General features: G+C 64.3%; 19 protein-coding genes and 1 tRNA gene. 3 read left to right on the top strand and 17 right to left on the bottom strand.

Annotation, left to right across the window (positions count from 1 at the left end; translation table 11 throughout):
- Nucleotides 1-218: 218 nt before the first annotated feature.
- The 6 genes from yghU to ftsE all read right to left on the bottom strand — a co-directional run bounded on the left by yghU (nucleotide 219) and on the right by ftsE (nucleotide 5,143).
- On the bottom strand, nucleotides 219-1,109 hold the full coding sequence (gene yghU, locus M2341_RS15635; protein WP_264573797.1) for a glutathione-dependent disulfide-bond oxidoreductase: 891 nt from the start codon (nucleotides 1,107-1,109) through the stop codon (nucleotides 219-221).
- A 142-nt stretch (nucleotides 1,110-1,251) separates the two neighbouring features.
- Nucleotides 1,252-2,055 (bottom strand): DUF1134 domain-containing protein, encoded by an 804-nt coding sequence (locus M2341_RS15630; protein ID WP_264585871.1) that lies wholly within the window; start codon nucleotides 2,053-2,055, stop codon nucleotides 1,252-1,254.
- A 141-nt stretch (nucleotides 2,056-2,196) separates the two neighbouring features.
- Nucleotides 2,197-2,943 carry a lysophospholipid acyltransferase family protein gene (locus M2341_RS15625; protein ID WP_264585870.1) on the bottom strand — a complete coding sequence of 249 codons (747 nt, stop codon included), beginning with the start codon at nucleotides 2,941-2,943 and terminating at the stop codon, nucleotides 2,197-2,199.
- A gap of 17 nt (nucleotides 2,944-2,960) precedes the next feature.
- Nucleotides 2,961-3,491, bottom strand: a complete 531-nt coding sequence (locus M2341_RS15620) for a YdcF family protein (RefSeq protein ID WP_264571852.1) — start codon at nucleotides 3,489-3,491, stop codon at nucleotides 2,961-2,963.
- The gene (locus M2341_RS15615) at nucleotides 3,488-4,402 is read right to left on the bottom strand and encodes a cell division protein FtsX (RefSeq protein WP_264585869.1); all 915 of its coding nucleotides are present in this window, start codon (nucleotides 4,400-4,402) and stop codon (nucleotides 3,488-3,490) included. Before M2341_RS15615 ends, M2341_RS15620 begins: the two co-directional genes overlap by 4 nt.
- A 3-nt stretch (nucleotides 4,403-4,405) precedes the next feature.
- Nucleotides 4,406-5,143 (bottom strand): cell division ATP-binding protein FtsE, encoded by a 738-nt coding sequence (gene ftsE, locus M2341_RS15610; RefSeq protein WP_264585868.1) that lies wholly within the window; start codon nucleotides 5,141-5,143, stop codon nucleotides 4,406-4,408.
- Between the two features lie 219 nt (nucleotides 5,144-5,362).
- Here ftsE and M2341_RS15605 point away from each other — a divergent pair, with 219 nt between their 5' ends.
- Nucleotides 5,363-6,178 (top strand): zinc-ribbon domain-containing protein, encoded by an 816-nt coding sequence (locus M2341_RS15605; RefSeq protein ID WP_264585867.1) that lies wholly within the window; start codon nucleotides 5,363-5,365, stop codon nucleotides 6,176-6,178.
- Here the strand turns inward: M2341_RS15605 and M2341_RS15600 are convergent.
- A complete protein-coding gene (locus tag M2341_RS15600) occupies nucleotides 6,153-7,532 on the bottom strand; it encodes an MATE family efflux transporter (protein ID WP_264585866.1) in 1,380 nt (459 codons plus the stop codon). The genes M2341_RS15605 and M2341_RS15600 overlap by 26 nt on opposite strands.
- Nucleotides 7,533-7,952: 420 nt before the next feature.
- Between M2341_RS15600 and M2341_RS15595 the strand changes: the two genes are divergently transcribed.
- Both M2341_RS15595 and M2341_RS15590 read left to right on the top strand, forming a co-directional pair.
- Nucleotides 7,953-8,039: transfer RNA gene (locus M2341_RS15595), tRNA-Leu, on the top strand.
- 528 nt (nucleotides 8,040-8,567) lie between these two features.
- On the top strand, nucleotides 8,568-11,516 hold the full coding sequence (locus tag M2341_RS15590; protein WP_264585865.1) for a TonB-dependent receptor domain-containing protein: 2,949 nt from the start codon (nucleotides 8,568-8,570) through the stop codon (nucleotides 11,514-11,516).
- An 84-nt stretch (nucleotides 11,517-11,600) separates the two neighbouring features.
- Here the strand turns inward: M2341_RS15590 and pcaF are convergent, their stop codons facing one another.
- The 10 genes from pcaF to M2341_RS15540 form a co-directional block, all read right to left on the bottom strand.
- Nucleotides 11,601-12,809 carry a 3-oxoadipyl-CoA thiolase gene (gene pcaF / locus M2341_RS15585; protein ID WP_264585864.1) on the bottom strand — a complete coding sequence of 403 codons (1,209 nt, stop codon included), beginning with the start codon at nucleotides 12,807-12,809 and terminating at the stop codon, nucleotides 11,601-11,603.
- Nucleotides 12,806-13,483 (bottom strand): 3-oxoacid CoA-transferase subunit B, encoded by a 678-nt coding sequence (locus tag M2341_RS15580; RefSeq protein ID WP_264585863.1) that lies wholly within the window; start codon nucleotides 13,481-13,483, stop codon nucleotides 12,806-12,808. The genes pcaF and M2341_RS15580 overlap by 4 nt, the downstream gene beginning before the upstream one ends.
- A 13-nt stretch (nucleotides 13,484-13,496) precedes the next feature.
- Nucleotides 13,497-14,180 carry a 3-oxoacid CoA-transferase subunit A gene (locus tag M2341_RS15575; RefSeq protein ID WP_264585862.1) on the bottom strand — a complete coding sequence of 228 codons (684 nt, stop codon included), beginning with the start codon at nucleotides 14,178-14,180 and terminating at the stop codon, nucleotides 13,497-13,499.
- A gap of 99 nt (nucleotides 14,181-14,279) precedes the next feature.
- On the bottom strand, nucleotides 14,280-15,578 hold the full coding sequence (locus M2341_RS15570) for an MFS transporter (protein WP_264585861.1): 1,299 nt from the start codon (nucleotides 15,576-15,578) through the stop codon (nucleotides 14,280-14,282).
- A gap of 406 nt (nucleotides 15,579-15,984) precedes the next feature.
- Nucleotides 15,985-16,761 (bottom strand): GntR family transcriptional regulator, encoded by a 777-nt coding sequence (locus M2341_RS15565; protein WP_264585860.1) that lies wholly within the window; start codon nucleotides 16,759-16,761, stop codon nucleotides 15,985-15,987.
- 12 nt (nucleotides 16,762-16,773) lie between these two features.
- Entirely contained in the window at nucleotides 16,774-17,496 is a 723-nt protein-coding gene (locus M2341_RS15560) for an HpcH/HpaI aldolase family protein (protein ID WP_264585859.1), read from the bottom strand.
- Nucleotides 17,493-18,329 carry a hypothetical protein gene (locus M2341_RS15555; protein WP_264585858.1) on the bottom strand — a complete coding sequence of 279 codons (837 nt, stop codon included), beginning with the start codon at nucleotides 18,327-18,329 and terminating at the stop codon, nucleotides 17,493-17,495. The genes M2341_RS15560 and M2341_RS15555 overlap by 4 nt, the downstream gene beginning before the upstream one ends.
- Before the next feature lie 11 nt (nucleotides 18,330-18,340).
- A complete protein-coding gene (locus tag M2341_RS15550; protein ID WP_264585857.1) occupies nucleotides 18,341-18,994 on the bottom strand; it encodes a flavin reductase family protein in 654 nt (217 codons plus the stop codon).
- A gap of 2 nt (nucleotides 18,995-18,996) precedes the next feature.
- The gene (locus M2341_RS15545) at nucleotides 18,997-19,626 is read right to left on the bottom strand and encodes a fumarate hydratase C-terminal domain-containing protein (protein ID WP_264585856.1); all 630 of its coding nucleotides are present in this window, start codon (nucleotides 19,624-19,626) and stop codon (nucleotides 18,997-18,999) included.
- Nucleotides 19,626-20,492: a fumarate hydratase gene (locus M2341_RS15540; RefSeq protein ID WP_264585855.1), complete on the bottom strand. Its 867-nt coding sequence runs from the start codon at nucleotides 20,490-20,492 to the stop codon at nucleotides 19,626-19,628. The genes M2341_RS15545 and M2341_RS15540 overlap by 1 nt, the downstream gene beginning before the upstream one ends.
- Nucleotides 20,493-20,499 lie beyond the last annotated feature (7 nt).

Below are 20,499 nucleotides of genomic sequence, written 5' to 3'. Positions count from 1 at the left end.
TAATGCCCGCCCTTTCAGATGCCAAAAGGGCAGATAGCTCAGACCCCCGAGGGGAACGCCAATCAGGCATTTTGGTTCCCGCACCGTTTAAATGCGTGAAGAAATTTCTCGGCGGGGCTGTTCGGCGCCTTGATAACCGGGGAATCCGGACAGGCAGGATGATGCGCATGGCCGGGCCTGGCTGACCCGGCCATGCGCGTTGTGCGTTTAAAGCCGCCTCATGCGGGCGCGCTTTCCGCCGCTGCGGCGATGGCGTCGTCGAGATCCTTGGCGCTGTGTCGCTCGGCGATGCCGCCGCCGGGGCGTCCTGCAGCATTGACGAGCAGGCCGCGGCTCACACCCTTGCGGGCATGGAGTTGCGTCACCCAGCGGTCGACATTGCGATACTCATGGACCGAGAGGAACTCCTGCGCATCATAGGCACTGCGCATCATCGATCCATACCAGGGCAGGATGGCGAAATCGGCGATGGTGATCTCGTCGCCGATGATGAATTCCTTGTCGGCCAATTGCTTGTCGAGCACGTCCAGTTGGCGCTTGGTTTCCATGGCGTAGCGGTCGATGGCATATTCGATCTTGATCGGCGCATAGGCATAGAAGTGCCCGAAGCCGCCGCCGACGAACGGCGCGGAGCCCATCTGCCACATCAGCCAGTTGAACGTCTCGGTGCGCTTGCGCACGTCGGTCGGCAGGAAGGCGCCGAACTTCTCGGCCAGATAGACCAGCATAGAACCGCTCTCGAACAGGCGCAGCGGCGGGTTCTGGCTGTAATCCATCATCGCCGGAATCTTGCTGTTCGGGTTGATCTTCACGAAATCGCTGCCGAACTGCTCGCCGGTGTAGATCTTGATCAGCCAAGCATCATATTCCGCGTCATAGCCCGCGGCCAGCAGCTCCTCGAGCATCACCGTGACCTTCTGACCATTGGGTGTGCCCAGCGAATAGAGCTGGAGCGGATGTTCGCCGATGGGCAGGGTGATGTCCTGCCGCGCGCCCGCCGTCGGCGCATTGATACTGGCGAACTGCCCGCCATTCTCTGTCTCGTTGCGCCACACCTTGGGCGGAACATATCCGGCGGGCAGATTGTTGGCGGGGTCGCTGTCGGCCATGGTCTTGTCTCCTGTGCGCGGTGTTATGCCGCCAATCTAGCGCATGCGCGCGCACAGACCAGCGCTGCGTGGGATGAGTTTGTCTCTGCCCGCGCAAAGCGGCGCTTTACCTGATCGGTGGATGCGCCGCTCGCGTGGATGCTCAGAAGGGCAGCCAGTTGCGCTTTTCGGTGAACTTCATGTAGCCGGCGTTGACGCCCAGCCGATAGCCGACGCCCAGCCGGATGGGGATGAGCACGATATCGCCCCAGCGCATGTAGCTCGCGTTGAAACCGCCAACGAGATAAGCGGCGCCCTCGCCGGCCGGGAAGCGCTTATAGAGCTCCTGGCTGTCATAGAGATTGTAGACGAGCACGAAGGTCTTCGCGGCATTGCCGCCGAGGTCAAAGCCGATGGAGGGGCCTGTCCAGTAGACGTCGCGCTGGCCCTCGATCTTGTGGAACAGCGTCCCCGATCCGTAACGCAGGCCGATACCGATGGCGCCCGAGGCCTCGCGCCCGGCGATGTAGGCGATCGGCTCGCCCTGATCCTTGAGGATGTTCTCGATGATGCCGGCCAGCCCTTCAGCGCCCTTGCCGAAGACGCCCTCGGCCGCGCCGATCAGATCGTCCTTCTTGTAGGTGTTCGCGGCGGCATTCTCCGGTACGCCGGCGGCCTCGGTCGCTGTGGTTCCGGTCTGGGCCGTGGTGCTCCCCGGTGGCGCGGGGGGCGGGCTGGTGGCCGGATCGTTATAGACCGGATCGGCTGGCGGGTAAGAAGGCGCAGGCTCGGATGGCAACGGCGTCTGGTTCGCCGGTGCGCCGGGCGCGAGATCTGCGTCGATCTGCGTGTTGGGATCGACCGTGTTGATCTGGGCCGCGGCAGGCGCCGCCACCAGTGCCGCGCTGGCCACCAGCCCGATCGCCCAAGTGATGAGAGGCTGGATCGGTGCTCTCGTCCGGTTCATTCAAATGTCTCCCGCAATCGCAGATCGGCCAGCGGTCGTGCCGCAATATCGCTGGCACGATCAGACCCCCGCTCGAGCTTAGCTATCCGTTCGCCCGGATGAAACGACAATGAACGAACGGTGAGTCGAATCGATTTCGCGTCAAACCGAATCGATTTCCCGCTCGGCCGCTGGTCCATTGAGGCTGTTGATCGCCTCGAACAGCTGGCGTTCCGCTTCCGCGCGAGGCAGGCCGGGCGGAATGAGCGGCGCCAGCCGGTAGGTGATGACGCCGGAGCGCTTCAGGAAACTGTTGCGGGGCGATAGCCGGCCCGTATCCAGCGCCACCGGCAGCACGGGCACGCCGAGCATGGAATACAGTCCGGCAAAGCCAGCCTTGAGCGGGGCACGCTCGCCATGCGGCACGCGCGTCCCTTCCGGGTAGAGCAGCACGGGGCGCCCTTCTGCGAACGCGGCGCGCGCTTCGGCACGGATGCCGCGCAGCGCGCTGGCACCGCCTGCCCGGTCGACGATCATCAGCCCATAAGCCCGCGCCACCGCGCCCCAGACCGGGATGTCCCCCAGCTCGCGCTTGGCGGCGATCACCGGGCGATGGAAGAGGATCACGGCGTCCAGCGTCTCGAACATCGATTCATGCTTGGAGACGATGAACACCGGTTCGTCAGGGAAGGCGCCCTCCACGACGATCTTCTGGCCCAGCACCCAGCGCGCCAGGAACCGGTGAATGCGCGACCACACCGCCGCGAGCGGCACGACCTTGCGCGCGCCGAACGGCATCACGCTCAGGCAGGCGAGCAGCAGGAAGACGGTCATGCCGTAGAACAGCACCGAGAACAGCGCCGAGCGCAGCGCCGTGACCAGCGTGCCGAGCGGGGACAGGGGCGGCATGGGCTTTCCGTTCCCGCTCAAATGCCGAGCAGACCGGCAATCCGCCGCAGGGCGAACTTGTGATATTCGCGGAACAGCACGGTCAGGCTGGGGTGAGACCGCACCGCGTCCGGCACGATGCGGACCGAAGGATCGATCTGGCGCGAGAGTTCATACTGCGCGCGACGCATGTGCCAGTCGGTGGTGATGATCCGCACGGAGGTGTAACGGTTGCGGCGCAGCCATCGCGCGGTCTCGATGGCATTGGAGCGCGTGTCGATCGCCTCGCGGCCCAAGGTGATGCAGCAGCTCATCAGTGTCGGCGAAACCCTGTAGAGCGCGGCAAATTCGCCGCGCCGCACGTCCCGGTCCACGCCGGAGACCAGCAGATGACGGCTCTGGTCGCGGCGGAGGAGGGCCAGCCCGCGCTCGATGCGGCCTGCCGAACCGGTGAGCACGACGATCGCATCGGTCTTTTCATCGTCCTGCGGCTGGGGCAGCAGCAGGGCGAACCAGGCAAAGCCGAACGCCCAGATTAGCAGGATGATCGAGAGAAACCGCCGGATCACAAGGAGCGCTCCAGCGCCCGCCGCAAGGTGAGACGCGCGGACAGCGAGGCGACGCCCACGCCCGCCACCGGCAGCAGCGGGAAGATGATCCACGCGATGCCGGGCAGCGAGGCGCTGCTCATGAGATCGGACGCCACCGCCGCCATCGAGCGACCGACAAGGATGATGACGAGCGTCGCCGCCGCATAGCCCACCACGCCGCCGAACAGCGCATCGAGCATCATCCGCCGCTGGAACAGGCGCACCACCTGCGCATCGGTGGCGCCCAGCATGTGCATGATGTCGATGGTGCCGCGATGGGTGGCGTGCGCGCCTCGCGCGGCCAGCACGACCACGGCGCCGGTCGCAAAGGCCATCAGCGCGACGACGGCGAACGCGACGAGGCCGATGGACCAGACAAGCTGGGCGAGGGGCGAGAGATAATCGCCATGCGGCTCGACGCGGGCATGGGGATTGATCTCTTTCACTGCCTTGTCGAGCACAGCGAGGCGCTCGGTCCGCGCGCTCTCCGGGGTCAGCAGCTCGGCATCGATCAGCGCCGGCAGAGGCACGTCAGCCAGCTTGAGGTCGTTGCCGAGCCAGGGCGCGAGTTGCGCCGCCAGTTCACTCTCCGGCACGACATGCACGGTGCCGACATCCTCGGCCCGATCGAGCAGGCCCACGATGCGGCGCACCGCCTGCCCGCGCGCCTGCGGATCGGCCTCGGCCACCTGCACGGTCACGCGGCCGGAGACCTCATCCACCAGCGCCCGCGCGCCTTGATTGAGGGCGAGGCCGGCGGCGGTTGCCAGCACGGTCAGGAACATCATGATCGCGATCACCCACGGCATCGGCCCGGTCAGCCGGCCCTGCGGCAGCAGCGGGCCAGGGCGATAAGGGCGGCTCATGCCTTCGAGCGGATTGCGCGCCATGGCTCAGGCTTGTCCCGGCTGGTGGGGCGCGGGGCGATAGGGTGAGGAGAGCGCGCTGACGCCGTCCTGCCCCTCGATCGGTGCCATGCGTCCGCCCTCCAGCCGCATGGTCCGCGCGCCGGAGACCTTGCCGAGCAGGGCAGTGTCGTGCGTGGCGACGACGATGGTGGTGCCGAGCTTGTTGAGCGCCTCAAACAGGGTGATGAGCCGGGTCGCCATGTCCCGGTCCACATTGCCGGTCGGCTCGTCGGCCACCAGCAGTTCCGGCCGGCCGATCACGGCGCGCGCGATGGCGACGCGCTGCTGCTCCCCGCCCGAGAGGGTGGCAGGCAAGGCATGGGCACGGTCGGACAGGCCGACCCAGTGCAGCATCTCCTCCACGGGCGGGCGGATCTGGTCTTCGTTGACGCCGGCGATGCGCAATGGCAGCGCGACATTATCGAACGCCGAGAGGTGCGAAACCAGCCGGAAATCCTGAAACACCACGCCAATGCGGCGGCGGAAGCTCGGCAGACGGGCGCGGGGCAAGGTGACGATGTCGGCATCGAACAGGCGGATCGCGCCGCGGCTGGGGCGCTGGGCGAGATAGAGCAGCTTGAGCAGCGAGGTCTTGCCCGCGCCGGACGCGCCGGTGAGGAAATAGAAGGCCCCTTCGTCGAGCGAAAAGCTGAGGTCGGACAGCGTTTCCGGGCCGGGCCCATACCGCAGCCCGACATTCTCGAACTGGACTATTCTAGCCATCGCCGCGATTGCATGTCCCCATTAATGGCGCGCGGCCACGCCCGCCGATGATCTGCCGCGCCGTGCATGGCACAGGCCCCCATTGCGGGCAAGGTGGCGGATGGTGCGCCGGCCTCGCGCGCGTCCCACAGGCCCTGCCGTCCGTCGCTGTGGGGATATCCCCGGCCACGTTCAAACGCCCGCTTGCCCTCTGCGGGAAACCGGTGTTTATGGAGCGCGATGATCCTCGTCTGCCCTCAATGCGCCACACGCTATGTTGTGCCTGATAGCGCGATTGGTGCTGCGGGCCGTCAGGTCCGGTGCGCGTCGTGCCGTCACAGCTGGTTTCAGGAGGGCGCGCCGGTGGAGCGCCCCGAGCCGGCGATGGCCGATGCTGCGGCGGACGCCGCCCTTGCGCCGAATGAGGTCCCCGCATCCGCACCCGTCGAGAGGGTAGAAGCGCAGGCGCCTGTGGCGCCGGTCTCGGTCGGCACTGAGGAAACCGCCGCCGCAGCGCCCCCGGCTGAACCGCGTCACGACCCGATCGATCCGCCGGCTGCTGCCGCGCCGTCGCAGGAGTTCGTTCATTATCCCGACGAGCCGACCGAGGCGCCGACGCGTCCGCGACGCAATCCCGCCAGACTCTGGACGGCTGCGGCGCTGGCCTTCTTCGTTGCGGTGAGCCTCGCCGGTGGCGCACTGGCCTTTTTCGGCCCGCCCAATTGGGCCGTCGCGCTCGGCTTTGGCGGAGCGCCTGCCACCTCCGGTCTCAATTTCTACCTGCCCAAGCCGCCCGAGCGCCGCAACCTGCCGACCGGCGAGGAATATTTCGCGTTCAGCGCCCGCATCCTCAACGATAGCGACCAGGAACGGACCGTTCCGCCGGTGGTGGTCGAACTGCGCGACGATCAGGGCCGGCTGGTGTTCAGCTGGATGACCAAGGCGGACAAGTCCACGCTCAAGCCCAATGAGGAAGCGCGCGTGTCCGAGAGCCGGCTGGACATCCCTAAGAACGCGCGCAACCTGGAACTCAGGTTCGCCGATAACGCCGGCTGACCTGCCAGAAGCGCGCTGCCTGCAGCACCATCGCCGCCGCCATGCCGAGCGCCGCGGCGAACGCCAGCCCGGCCGATCCCCAGCCCTGCGCATGGCCGTACCAGCCCATGACGCCCATCACGCCGAAGAAGGCGATGATGCCATTGACGCTGGCGATCACCTGATCCCCCAGTGAGCGCAGCGCGGCGACGAAGATCGCCTGGATGCCGTCGCACAGGATGAAGGGGGCCAGAATGAGCAGCATGATGAGCGCTTCCCGCGCCACGGCCGGTTGCGCGGTCAGCCCTGCGACAATCGGCCGGCCGAAGAGCAGATAGGCGAGCACCACCGCGCCCATGAACAGGATGGAGAGGCCGCACGCGATCATGGTGCGGCTGCGCGCCTCCCATGGCTCGCCTGCGCCTACCGCATTGCCGACCCGCACGCCTGCCGCGGAGCCGAGCCCCAGCGCCAGCGCAAAGCCGAGATTATGCAGCGAGAGCATCACCTGAAAGCCGCCGGCCACGATCTCACCCATCTGCGTGGAGAGGATCATGAGATAGGAGAAGCCGAGCACTTCCATGGCGGCGCCAATGCCGGGCATGGCGCCGAAGCGGACGATCGCGTCGATGCCGCTCAGCGCGCTGCGCCAGGCCGCGAGATCGAGCCGGCGCAATCCGCGCTCGCGCGCGCTTGGCAGCGTCCACGCCATATAGGCCATGGCCAGGCCGCCGCCCAGTGAGGTCAGTGATGTCGCCAGCGCGGCGCCGAACGCGCCCATCGCCGGAAAACCGAGATGCCCGAGCGCCATGGCCCAGGTCAGCACGGCATTGACCGGCAGGGTGGCGAGGTTGACGATCAGCACCCGGCGCGGCGCGCTCACCCCTTCCAGAAAATAAGCGCAGCCGATCGAGAGCATCTGCCCGGGCAGGCCCAGCATCATCGCGGCGAGCACATGCGCGCCGGGATCGACCAGCGCATCGGCGACGCCGGTCAGCGCCAGCAGGGGCCGGGCGAACAGCGCGATGACGACGGCGCTGGGCACGCCGAGCAGCAGGCCGGTCAGCACTGCTTCCCGCCATAGCGCGCCGGTGCGGTGCAGGTCTCCGCCGCCATCGGCGCGGCTGGTGAAGACGATCACACCGGACATGCCGGCCAGCAGCAGCATCAGGATGACGAACATCACCACCCGGCCGGCCGCCAATGCCCCGAGTTCGCTCGTGCCGGCATAGCCCACCACCGTCACATCGACGAGGTGCATGATCGTCCAGTTGAGATTGGTGAGGACGATCGGCCAGGCCAGCCACGCGATGCGGCGGGCCTCGCTCAGCAGGCCGGTGTGGCGGGGTGGCAAGATGGTGTCAGTGTCGGACATGAAGCTGCTTGATCAGGAGAGGAGGGGAGAGAGGAAACGAGACCGGGAGAGGTTATGCATTCCGCGCACGCATCGGCCACACTGATTCGCGCGGCGCAGGCTGTGGATCATCGAAGTGACGAAACGCATGGTCAGCACAGCCGCGTGGCATCGGATCGGTCCTTCCGGCGCAGCCATCACCGGGCTTTTAGCGCCCGCGACACAAGGACTGCAAAAATCGTCATAAAAGCGCGTGCATTGGGCACGTCAGCAGCCCTGCTGGATTGCCTGCAGGAGCGCGCAAGTCAAGCCAACAGCCCGATCCCGCGCCGCGTTTCACGCTATATCACGATGAAGTGCGAAGGATGGTTGCATGCCCCGAATCCCTTTGCTAAAGGCCGCCGCCTACCCGGGGGCCATCGGCTCCCACCTCCCTGATGTGCGGTCGTGGCGGAACTGGTAGACGCGCAACGTTGAGGTCGTTGTGGGCGAAAGCCCGTGGAAGTTCGAGTCTTCTCGACCGCACCATTCCCAGTCAAAGATGAGCATTTAGGCCTTCTTTGAGAAGACGGCGGAAAACGCTGCCGTTTCGATGGCAGCGTGTGCGCCATGCCCGATGACATGGGTTTCGCTACTCTCGCCGACGATCACTTCATTGATCAATATGCGCACGTGGCTTCATCGAAGCGGTGTATTATTGCCGCAGACGGGCCGCTTTAAGCGCTCGACCATGTGGGACGTCACGAGGTTGCTACGGTTGAGCTGGCACTCCAGGAGCGTGCGCGTTCTGACAAGGCCGCGATAGGTGGCGCTCCCGACGCGGTTACCTGCTTTGATCCGAACGGCTCAGTTGCTTGCCTAAAAAGGCATACCGACCCAATTGCCGATAGTTGGTTTGCCAAGACCCAATCTCCATCCTAGGATTTACCGGAAAAGTTACCGGTAATCTAATCGGGCGATGGGGAGAGATAGACGGTGAGGCAGAACATATCGCGGAATCACTTGTTGGCATCTGTTGGAGCGGTCGCCCTGGGATGCATTTGCTCAGCAGCGCCTGTGCATGCGCAAGATGGGGAGGGGGCCGGGTCCGCTGAAGCGCGGGCCGCCGCCGAGCAGGAGTCGATCGTTGTCACCGGATCGCGCATCCGCACCAGCGGTTTCAACTCCCCTCAGCCTCTTACCGTGATTGGCGCCGAGCAGATCAGGAATCTCGTGCAGACCAATTCGCAGGATGTTCTCAACAGCATCCCTCAGATCACCAGTGCCATTTCCGACACCAACCCGGGTAATGCGTCTGGCGCGGAGGTGGGGTCGGCGACGGCGAACCTCCGTGGCCTGAACCCTTTTTACGGAACCCGCACGCTGACGCTGGTGAACACCCGCCGCTTCGTGCCGACCGGGGACGGCGGGGCCGTTGACCTCAACCTCATTCCCAGCGCCCTGATTGCGCGGGTGGAGACCGTGACGGGTGGGGCCTCGGCCGCCTATGGCTCGGATGCTGTCGCGGGGGTCGTGAACATCATCCTCGACAATAAGATGACGGGCCTTCGCGCACAGGTTGATTCCGGCCTCACCTTCCGGGGTGATGGCCGCAAGATCCATGGGTCGCTGGCCTATGGCACGTCTTTCGCAGGGGATCGCGGCCACATCATCGTCGGGGTTGAGTATCAGGATCAGGACGAGATCGAGAGCTGTTTCAACGCCCGTCGCTGGTGTCAGGCCGGCTGGGATATCTTCGAGAACGCCAACAATATCCTGCCCAATGGCCAACCCTCGGGATACAATGTTCCGGGCTCGCCGGGCTACGGGCTGCCCAACTATGTTTTGGGCCGGGATTCGGCGCTGGCATTCAACACACCTTATGGCGTCGTGCGCAATCGCGCGCCCGCCCCGCTTGCAGCACGAAACTATCGGTTCACGGCGGATGGCAGAGGAATCGTGCCCTTCGATCAGGGCGAGTTCGTCAACAACAGCACCATCGGGCAGGTCCAGGGCAGCGATGGCATTTCGAACTATGATGATGCCAGCCTTCAGGCCGGGCTGGAGCGCATTGTCGCTTATACGGCCGCGGAATTTGCCCTCAGCGATAGCCTGACGCTTTCCGGAGAGTTCAACTATGGCAAGCGGATCGCCCGGGCCGCCACGCTGACGGCAGGTCCGCGATCCACCTTCTTCGTAAAAGCCACCAACCCTTATGTTCCGCCGGAGCTTGCCGCTCTGCTGGGCGGTGCCTCATTCAGTTTCGGCAAGGATCTTGACGGTCAGATCCCGTCCTACAGCCGCGCGGAGGTGGAAGTGTACCGGGGCGTGATTGCCCTCTCGGGCGATCTCGGCGGCAGCTGGAAATGGGACGCCTATTATCAATATGGGCACAATGAGCGTAATCAGATGCGCAATCGCTCGCGCGTCAACACGCCCTTCACCTTCGCTCTCGATGCCGTTCGCGCGCCGGCGGGCAATGTGTTGGGGGTCGCTCCTGGCACGATCGTATGCGCAGAGCTGTTGAAGCCGAACCCGAACCCCATTGCGGTCGGTTGCTCTCCGGCAAACTTCTTCGGCCTCGACAATCTGACGCAAGCCGCGATCGATTATGTCTATCGGCCGGTGTTCGAGGACTTTGTCTATGATCAGCACGTCCTGGCCGCGAGCATCACGGGCGATCTGTTTGGCGGCATCGGCGCGGGGCCGATCGGCTTTGCGGCGGGCGGCGAGTATAGAACGGAAAGCGGCAACGTCACCCATGGCGACATTCCCAACTATCTTGATTACGCTTTCACCTTCGGCCTCGATTACGGCGGAAGCATCAAGGTTCTTGAAGGCTTTACGGAACTCAACGCGCCTTTGCTGGCCGGGCTGCCAGGAGCCGAGCGGCTCGATCTGAACGGCGCAATCCGGTACACGCGCAACAGCGCCAAGAACCGCATCACCGACGAAGCGAAGTCGACAACCGCCACCAGCTGGAAGCTCAGCGCCATCTATGAACCGCTGCGGGGCGTGCGGTTTCGTGGATCGCGGTCTCGCGATATTCGCGCTGCGGGCTTCCGGGAACTGTTCCTGCAGCAGGTGCCGACCGATCCTGGCACCTCGCAGGGCACCGTCCGCAATCCCAATGGGCCTGGCGGCAACGCCAATGATGCCACGCCGATCCTGAGCGGCGGCAGCTTCCAGCTAGGCGCCGAGAAGGCCGATACGACGACGGCCGGGATCGTGCTGCAACCTGCCTTCGTCCCGGGTCTGCGCTTTTCGGCGGACTGGTTCGAGATCAAGCTCAAGGATGCGGTCACCACGCTGTCGGGCCAGTCGATTGTCGACCTGTGCGATCAGTTCGACACCTTCTGCGACCGCATAACATTCAGCGGCGGCAATCTAGCCGACATCAGCTTCATCGATGCCCGTCAGGTCAATCTGGGCCTGATCACTTATCGCGGTCTTGATTTCGAGCTGGAGTACAATCTTCCGCTGTCCGACGTGGCAAGCAATTGGGACGGCGCGCTGACCCTGCGGGTACTTGCGGCGCATCAATATGATCTCAAGGTTCAACCCGATCCCAATGTCCGTGCCCTCGATTATGCCGGCATGACCGGGCCTCTTGTGGGCCGGGCCGACTTCAATCCGGCGCCGGCGTGGCGGTGGAATGCATCGGTCACTTACAATCAGGGTGGCTTCACGAGTGTGTTGCAGGTGCGGCGGATCGGCTCCGGCATTGGCGACGTGACCAAGGTCGGTCCTGAGGACGAGGGCTATGATCCTTCTCTTCCCAACAGCATCAGCGTCAATCGTTTCGATGGTGCGACCTATGTGGATCTGGCGATGACCTATCGCATCCCCTTCGGCTCGGGCGATCAGAACTTCGAGATTTTCGGAAAGATCGAGAACCTGTTCGATAAATCGCCGCCGATTGCGGTTGCTACCGGCGGGAGCGGCGGCTCGCCTTACCCCACGAACCCTGTGTTCTTCGACACGCTGGGCGCTCGCTTCCAGACCGGTGTGCGGGTGAGATACTGAGGCTGAGGGAGGGCCGGTTTTCGGCCCTCCCGTTAAGGGGGGCGCCCACCCGTAGTGCTTCGTATAAGCTCTGAAAGCGCCTGTTCAGACGCGCTCCACCGCCAGCGCCAAGCCCATGCCCACACCCACGCAAAGGGTGGCGAGCCCGCGTTTGCCACCGGTCTGTTCCAATTGACGCACCAATGTCAGCGCGAGGCGCGCGCCCGACATGCCGAGCGGATGCCCCAGCGCGATGGCGCCGCCATGCGCATTGACGTGCGCCGCATCGTCCTCTAGCCCGAGCGACCGGAGGACCGCCAGGCTCTGGCTGGCAAAAGCTTCGTTCAGCTCGATCGCGTCGAAGTCGCGGATGGTGAGATCGAGACGCTGCATCAGCTTTTGCGTGGCCGGCACCGGGCCGATTCCCATTAGCCCGGGCTCAACGCCCGCCGCCGCCGCGCCGAGGATGCGCGCACGCGGCGTCAGCCCGAAGGTCTTCGCGGCCTGTTCGTTCGCGATGATCATCGCCGCCGCGCCGTCATTGATGCCGGACGCATTTCCGGCGGTGACGGTGCCTTCGGCACCGAACAAGGGCTTCAGCCGCGAGAGCGTTTCAAGGGAGGTGGTAGGGCGCGGGTGCTCGTCGAAGGACATGAGATCCGTCTCTCCACGCACCTTTCCCGGCACCGCGACGGGCAGAATTTCACCGTCGTGGAAGCCGCTGCTTCTGGCCGCGGCGGCACGCTGCTGGCTGCGGAGCGCAAATTCGTCCTGATCCGCGCGGCTGATCTGGTATGCCGATGCGACATTCTCGGCCGTTCGCGGCATCGTCTCCGTGCCATAGGCGGCATCGAGCGCTGGATTGACGAAGCGCCAGCCCATTGTGGTATCCATCAACTGCTGATCGCGGTCGAAAGCGCCTGTGGCCTTGCCCATGACAAGCGGCGCGCGACTCATGCTCTCCACACCGCCAGCCAGCGCAAGCTGCATCTCCCCCGTGCCGATCGCGCGCGCGGCCGCGCTGACGGCCTCCAGCCCCGAAGCGCACAGGCGGTTATGGGTTACGCCCGGCACCGTGACAGGTAGCCCGGCAAGCAAGAGGCTCATCCGGGCGACATTGCGATTGTCCTCGCCCGCCTGATTGGCGCATCCGTAGAACACCTCCTCGATCGCGGCTGGGTCGAGCTGCGGATTGCGTTCGAGCAGCGCCTTGATAGGCAACGCGCCCAGATCGTCCGCCCTTATGCCGGAGAGGCTGCCACCATAGCGGCCGATCGGGGTGCGGATGGCATCGCAGATGAAGGCGTCTCTCATGCCTCTTGCCCCGATCCGGAGAGGCCTCGCACTCCGGCCGTGAGTTCCAAGGGGACCCCGGTGAGCGCACAGAGATCGTCAAGGCCGAGGCCATCCACCATGTCGATGACGCGGGCGCCTGCCTGCCCGACCTCGAAGGTCGCAAGATCGGTGTAAACGCGGGACACGCAGGCCAGCCCTGTCAGCGGATAGCTGCACTCGGCCACCAGCTTGCTCTTCCCCTGCCGGGTAAGCAGGTCCATCATCACGAAGGTCTGCCGGGCGCCGATCGCGAGATCCATCGCGCCTCCGACAGCCGGGATCGCGCCTTCCTCGCCGGTGTGCCAGTTGGCAAGATCGCCGGTCACGGACACCTGATAGGCGCCCATCACGCATATATCGATATGGCCGCCCCTCATCATCGCGAAGCTGTCCGCATGGTGAAAATAGGCGCCGCCGGGCAGCAGGGTGACCGGCTGCTTTCCTGCGTTGATCAGTTCCCAATCCTCCTCGCCCGGCGCTGGCGCAGGCCCCATGGCGAGCAGTCCATTTTCGCTCTGGAGGAAAATGTCGCGGTCTGCGGGCAGATAGTCCGCGATCTTGGTTGGCAGTCCGATGCCGAGATTGACGTAGGCGCCCTCCGGGATGTCCTGCGCCACGCGCTGGGCAAGCTGATTGCGATCGCGTCGGTTCATGGCAGGCTTCTCCTCATGCGGCGGCCACGCGCCGGCGATCGACCTGCACCACCCGCTGGACAAAGATGCCGGGCGTCACGATCGCTTCAGGATCGAGGGCGCCCAGCGGGACGATTTCGGACAGCTGAGCGATGCATGTTCTGGACGCCATCGCCATGATCGGGCCGAAGTTGCGGGCCGTCTTGCTGTAGACGAGATTGCCCCAGCGGTCGCCGCGATGCGCCCTGATCAGCGCGAAGTCCGCCGAGATCGGATATTCCAGCACATAATCGCGCTCGCCGATGCGGCGGGTTTCCTTGCCCTCTGCGAGTTGCGTGCCAAAGCCGGTGGGCGTGAAGATTGCGCCAAGGCCCGCACCGGCGGCCTGTATCCGTGCTGCCAGATTGCCTTGCGGCACGAGTTCGAGCTCGATCTCTCCGGCCCGATAGCGCGCGTCGAAATGGTGGGAATCAACCTGGCGCGGGAAGGAGCAGATGATCTTCGCGACGCATCCGGCCCGGATCAATGCTGCGAGGCCCGTTTCGCCATTGCCCGCATTGTTGCTGATGATGGTGAGGTTGCCCACGCCCCGCGCAATCAGCGCGTCGACGAGTTCGTCCGGCATGCCAGCGGTTCCGAACCCGCCGATCATCACCGAGGCGCCATCAGGGATATCCGCTGTCGCCTCGATCAGGGATTCAAAGGTCTTGTCGATCATGATGTTAAATCCAGGAGGCCAAAACCGAACGGATCACGCGGGGTAGGGCAGGGGGCGAACGCCGATCCGCCCAAGGCGCCCATGTCCCGCCGCCATCGGCTAGCCGGAGCGGGTTTGCTCCGTCTCAAACCGGGAGGCGACGAAGATCAGAAAGCCGCCAACGGCCGCCGAGCACGCCACGATTCCCATCGAATAGCGCAACGCGTGGACGCCAAGATCGGCGAAGATCGTATCGTTCATCAGGCCGATGCTGGTGGGCCCGATGAGATCGGCCAGAAAATTGCTGGCGAGGAGCGCGAAGGCCAACCCTGTCGCGCGCAGACCGGCGCCCGATACGTCCATGCAGATGGCAACCGTCGACGCTTGCGACCCCATGATCAGCATTCCGGTCAGCAGATAGGCGGGCATCCACACCCAATAGTCGTCTGCCATCAGATAGGTCATTTCGGCGGGCGCCCCGAGCATCAGCATGATCCCCGGCACCCAGAAGCGCCAGCGATGGTCACGCCGGGCGAGCCGGTCGGTGACCCATGCGCCGACAAGCGCGCCGATCAGCAAGGCCGGGCCCCGCGAAATTCCCGAAAGCACGCCGATTTCCGTGGGAGACAGTTCCCGAACGCGAACGAGGAAGGCCGGCGCCCATACACTGTTGGCCTGCAACGTCACGCCAGCCAGCGCGAACCCGGTGATCACAAGCAGGAAAGCCGGTGAGCGGCGCCACTGAGCCCAGGCCGCTTTCAGGCTGACCGGTGCAATGGCCTTGCCCTGGGCGTCCTTCTCGCGCTCCGGCTCGCGCACGGTGAAGATGGCCAACGGCACGAGGATGATCGCCGGCAAAGCCAGAACGTAGAAAGACGCACGCCAGCCGTAGCGATCCGTGACGTAGCCGAGGCTGCTCATCATCACGAGAACGATGACCGCGCCGAAAATCCGCAGGCTTGCAAGGGCCATCCGGCGGTTTTGCGGCGGCACCAGATCGTTGACCATCGCGCTGGAAGGGGCGTTACCCGATGCCTCGCCGATCCCCAGCAGCATGCGCGTGAACAGCAGGCCGACAAAGCTGGTGACCATCCCCATCAAGCCGATGATCAGGCTGTAAAAGCCGAAACCGATGGCGATGATGTCGCGACGGCTGTAGCGATCGGCCAGACGCGCCAGGGGCACGCCGGCGACGGCATTCAGCAGGAAGAAGCCGATGCCTGCGGCCAGGCTCATCTGGGTATCGGTCGCACCGAGCTCGAGCTTGATCGGCTCCAGATTGAGCGCCAGCAAGCCGCGATCGACCATGTTGAAGCCGCTGAAAATCCCCAGGATCGTCAGTGCCCAGAGCTGCTGACTGGAGAATTTGGTGGCGGCTGGCTTGAGAGCGCCACCGGCAAGGCCGGGCCGAGCATCCATAATCAATCCTTCCGAGCAGCGCCGCGCCGAGACCGGACCTCGGCGGGTTCAAGGGTGCCGTTGCGGTTGGTATCCTGGGCGTCGAAAGCGGCAGCCTTTCGACCGCCGGATGCCCATTCCGCGCGCGAAAGCTGGCCGTTTCCGTCGCTATCCAGCGTCGCGAGGGCGCCCAGCCGGGCTGATGGCGGTAATGGCTTGAGGGTGAAGAGCCCGAAGGCGCCGACGCATGACGATGTCACTGCGCAACCTATGCCGATCAACTGTGGCCAGTTCATTGCATCCCTCCGGCTCGACAGCGCGCCCTCATCAGCGCACGCTCTCCCTCACATAAAACCTATATATCCAGATTAACCGCCTAGTAAAGCGGAGATTGGGAGGAAATGGCCACGAAATGACCGTTTCAAGCCTATTTGGACTTGATGTTGAGGCGAACGACGTCCCCCCGATAGGTGTTCCGCGCAAACAGAACAAGAATGCCGTCCGCATCGACCACATAGCGCTCGATCTGCGCGACAGGGGCGTTGAGCGGGATCTGGAGAGAGACCGACGCGTCGAGATCCGCTACGCCGATGGTCATGATCTGCTCCACATCGGCAATGGCGAGGCCATCGATGTCGGCGACCAGCTTCAACGCCGTCTTGCTTGTGAACGCCGCGCGCGGAATCTTGTTCGCCCAGCGCTCGGAAATGAAGACCTCGGCGATCATATAGGGCTGGTCATCGCGCCAGTGCCGACGGCTCAGCTTGCGATAGGCCCCGTCGGCAACGCCAAACTCGATCGTTCCCGCGATGCCGACCTTGCGCTCCTCGCCGACCAATTCAATCTGTGCGCCTTCGCGCGCCTGGAGCAGGCCGAGGAAGTTCGTCTCCAACTGGCACCAGATCTGATCGCGCGGTGCGCCGGTGACGAACGTGCCTTTGGCGCGGTATCGGCGGATCAGACCTTCATCGGCCAACATGCCCAGGGCCTGCCGGACGGTCTCCCGCGCCACATCATAGGACAGGGCCAGCTCAACGACGGTCGGTATCTGGCTGCCGACTTCCCACACACCCGTCTCGATATGGCGGCGGAAGACGGCCGCGAGTTGATGATAGCGCGCGATGCCCCGGCTGCCGAGGTCGGCGGCTCCTGCGGGCCGGCCACCGGCGCCTTTCGGATTGGACCGGGTTGAATGCGTGCTCACAGCCTGTCTCCGTTACAAAGAGTCCGCCATTAGCTGCCGGGCTGCCTTCCGTAAAAGGCTTTGATCGCTCCCCATGATATACCAGTTGGCACCCATGTCCGAGAAGTAACGGTGCTCCGCCTCACTGGAGACGACGACGCCCTTGATCTTTTCGCTGTCTGCCACGGCCTGAAAAATCGAGGTCACGATCGCTTCGACAGCAGGGGAGGAGGCGTCGCTTTCGCCCAAGGCGACGGCCAGGTCCGCCCGACCGATTACGATCCCGTCGACGCCCTCAAGCTCCAGAATCGCTTTCGCCTCAAGTGCCGCGTCCGGATGTTCGATTTGCACCAGAACAAGGACATCGTCCGCGGCATCGATGACGTCACGCATCGAGCCCGAACCGTAATTTGCGTGGCGCGGCGCGCTCGAATAGCCTCTTTTGCCGCCCTTATAGCGGGCGCTCGCGACCACGGCGCGTGCCATCTCCACCGACGCGACATGGGGAACCATGATCCCGGCGGCCCCAAGATCCAGAGCGCCGCAGATCGAGCTGCTCTGGGCGTCGGCAACCCGCACCAATAAGGGCAACTGCGCCGCGCGTCCTGCCAGCATCATGAGATCGAGCATGCCCCGGTCGAAAGGGCCATGCTCCGCATCGATCACCGCGAAATCCGGCTTCTCTAGCGCCAGGATCTCGACAATCTGTGGCGCGGGCGTCTTGATGAACAGCCCGCGAGGCGCTTCCCTGCTCATGCCGCCGGCTCCGCATGGACCTGATATTCATGTGCGTTGAACACCCAGCCCTTCGCGATGAAGTCGGCGCGAGGCGGCGCGAACACGTCGACCAGCACATGCTTGCCGTCTCCTACGCCTTCCGTGGTGTGGATGATCTCGGGCGGAATGACGACCACGCTGGAAGGGCCGGCAGGCAGATGCTGATCCTCCTGCCAGAGCCGCGCATCGCGGCCCCAGGGGGTCCGCAGATGGTGGGTGAACTGGCCTTCGATGGCCAGGCTTGCCTGCTCCAGATCGGCATGGGCATGGGGGCTTAGCGCGCTATTGTCCCGCAGCCCGTCATATTCGACCCAGTTGATGCTCATGGTTTCGCTTTGAAGGAAACGCAGCCTGCCATTGTCGGGCGGAATGGTCACATCCTCGATCCGGTGAATGCGGACATCCCCCCTATGCGCGATGCGCTCATAAGCCTTGCCCACGGGACGCACCCGCGCGTCATGCGAAGCATAGGCGTCGGCATTGCGGGGCATCGCCATGTCGGCCTGCTCACGATGGGTCGCGAGAAGATAGAAGGCCGCGGGCCGGTCCAATTCGAAGGCATAGGCGCCGGCCGGGATGATGACCACACTGTGGTCAGGCAGCGCCATGGCCCGATCTCCGCTCAGCGTTCCCCCGGCATGCGGAAGAAGCAGGATGATCTCCCGCTCCGAAGCGAAGCGATGCGATGCGGCGGGCCCGCTTTCGACCCGCTCGATGGAGAAATTCTGCGCTCTGGCAGCGGTGCGGCCAAGCTCATCGGCAGGAGAGGGCATCAGGTCCACGAGCATGGGCGTTCGCACTGGCTTGTTCATGTGTTCGGCCCTCAATAGGTTGCTTCATTGGCGCGCTTGAACTTGCGCGTCAGTTCGAAGCTCTCTTGCGTCACCGCATATTCGGCGCCGCCCAGTCGCGACACCGGACGGGCTGCGAGCGTGTCGAAATGCCCGTCTTCGTGCAGATAGCCGGGCGCAATATGCATCCCCACCACCTCGCCGAACGTGACATTCGTCTCCGGGCCCAGATCGCCGCCGCCGAACGAGATCACCTTGATGACCCGGCATTCCAGGCTGCAGGGCGAAGCGGCAACGCGGGGCGCGGCGACGACCCGGCAAGGCGCTTTTTCGATCCCGAAATGCTCGAATTCGTCGACGCCGTAAGGGACCGGCGAGGAGGTATCGTTCATCGCTTCGAGCTGACTGGCAGCGACGAGATTGAAGACGAACTCGCCGGTCTTCCTGACGTTCGCCAACGTGTCCTTGGCCGGCCGATCCTCCGGCGTGTTGCAGGAGAACATGAGGATAGGCGGCAGGTTCGAGACGATATTGAAATAGGAGAAGGGCGCCAGATTGGACTTGCCGTGCTCGTCGACCGTGCTCAGCCACCCGATGGGCCGGGGCGCCACAATGGCATTGAAGATACCGCGTTTGAACGACGCGCTGTCCTTCGGATCGAAAAAGAGGGGCTGGATGTTGGCCATGATTATTCCGATCTTTCGGCTGCTACGCGACGCTGTTTGAGCGTCTGCATGATTGCGGGCAGGCGACTGCGCGCCTGATCTTCAAGAGACTGGTAGATGGAGCGGCCCCGGGCATCGATGCCGACGGTGAGAGGGCCGAGATTTTCGACTCTCATCTTGCTTAGCCTGAAATGCGATGGAAAATCCCGCCATTCGACGGCGAGAACCGCTTTGATCGCTTCGGACAGGATCGGGCTCCCGCCGCCAAGCAGCGACAGGTAGACGCAGCCTGTTTCTGCCATGACCTTGGCGACGTCCGCGCCCAGGCCGCCCTTGCCGCCAACGATGCGCAGGTCCAGATCCCGGATAAGCTGCGGCATATAGGCATCGAAGCGGCGGCTGGTCGTGGGATTGACGTACTGCACATCATAACCGCCGTCGGGCCGCGCCTCGATCATGTGCGGGAGATGGATGAAAACACCTTCAAACGTCAGCGGCAGCGGCAAGTCGCGATCGAGACAGTCGATCATCCGCTTGTGGGCCGGCAGGCCGCCGGTGACGGCGATATCGCCGCTCAAAAAGACCAGATCGCCAACATTGAGCGCGGCCACCGCGTCCCGGGAAGGCGGGCATGTGATCGAGACGACCGCCATCAGAGCAGTCGTTCCACGCGGCCATCGCTATGGAGCCGCGCCTTCGCCCGCCGGTTGATCCAACAATTGAAGCAGACCGCGACCGGCGTGTAGCCATGACCGAAAGCATAATCGATGTGGACGGCAAGCGCCGTGGTGCTGCCGCCAACCCCCATCGGGCCGAAACCCGTTGCATTGGCCGCCTCGGTCAGCCGCTCTTCCATGGCCGCGAGCGTTGGATTGGGGTTGAGAGAGCCGATCTCACGATAGGTCGCGCGATTGGCGAGTTTGGCCGTCAGGTCGAAATTACCGCCAATTCCCACGCCAACAACGACAGGGGGGCAATGCTGAGACCCCGCTTCGATGATGGCATCCAGCACGCAGGCTTCGATGTCTTCCAGCGAAGGCGAGATCAACGTGCGCAAGGATGCCCAACGTCCGGACCCGAGCGCCTTGGGCACGCAGGTGATGTCGATGTAATCGGCATTGCCAAGCAGATCGACGGTAATGGCGGGCATGTCCTTGCCCGGGCCGCCGCGCTCGTTCGTCAGGGGATTATTGACGTGTTTGAGAAGGGGCGGTGAAATGGTCTCGACAAGATGGTCGAAGCCGCGGGTAATGGCGGCCTTGAGGTCGCCCTGCCACTGTGCCGCCCCGCCGATTTCGACGAAATAGGTCGGCACACCACTGTCCGAGCAGATGAATGTGTCTCTCGCCTCTGCGAGACGCGCACTTCGCACCATGAGATCGAGCGTTGCCCTGGCGCTCTCCTGCGCTTCATTTTCCCGAGCAGCTTCCAGCGCCTGGACCGTATCCGGCGGAACCCTCCGCAATGCGGCTGAGTAGAGGGATTCCGATATCTCCTGGACCAGATCCTCGGTAATCATGACAAGA

Origin of the sequence: Sphingobium sp. B7D2B (assembly GCF_025961895.1) — a bacterium.
Lineage (GTDB): Bacteria > Pseudomonadota > Alphaproteobacteria > Sphingomonadales > Sphingomonadaceae > Sphingobium.
Note: the sequence above shows the minus strand (reverse complement) of the source record. Positions and strands in the feature narration are given on the sequence as shown.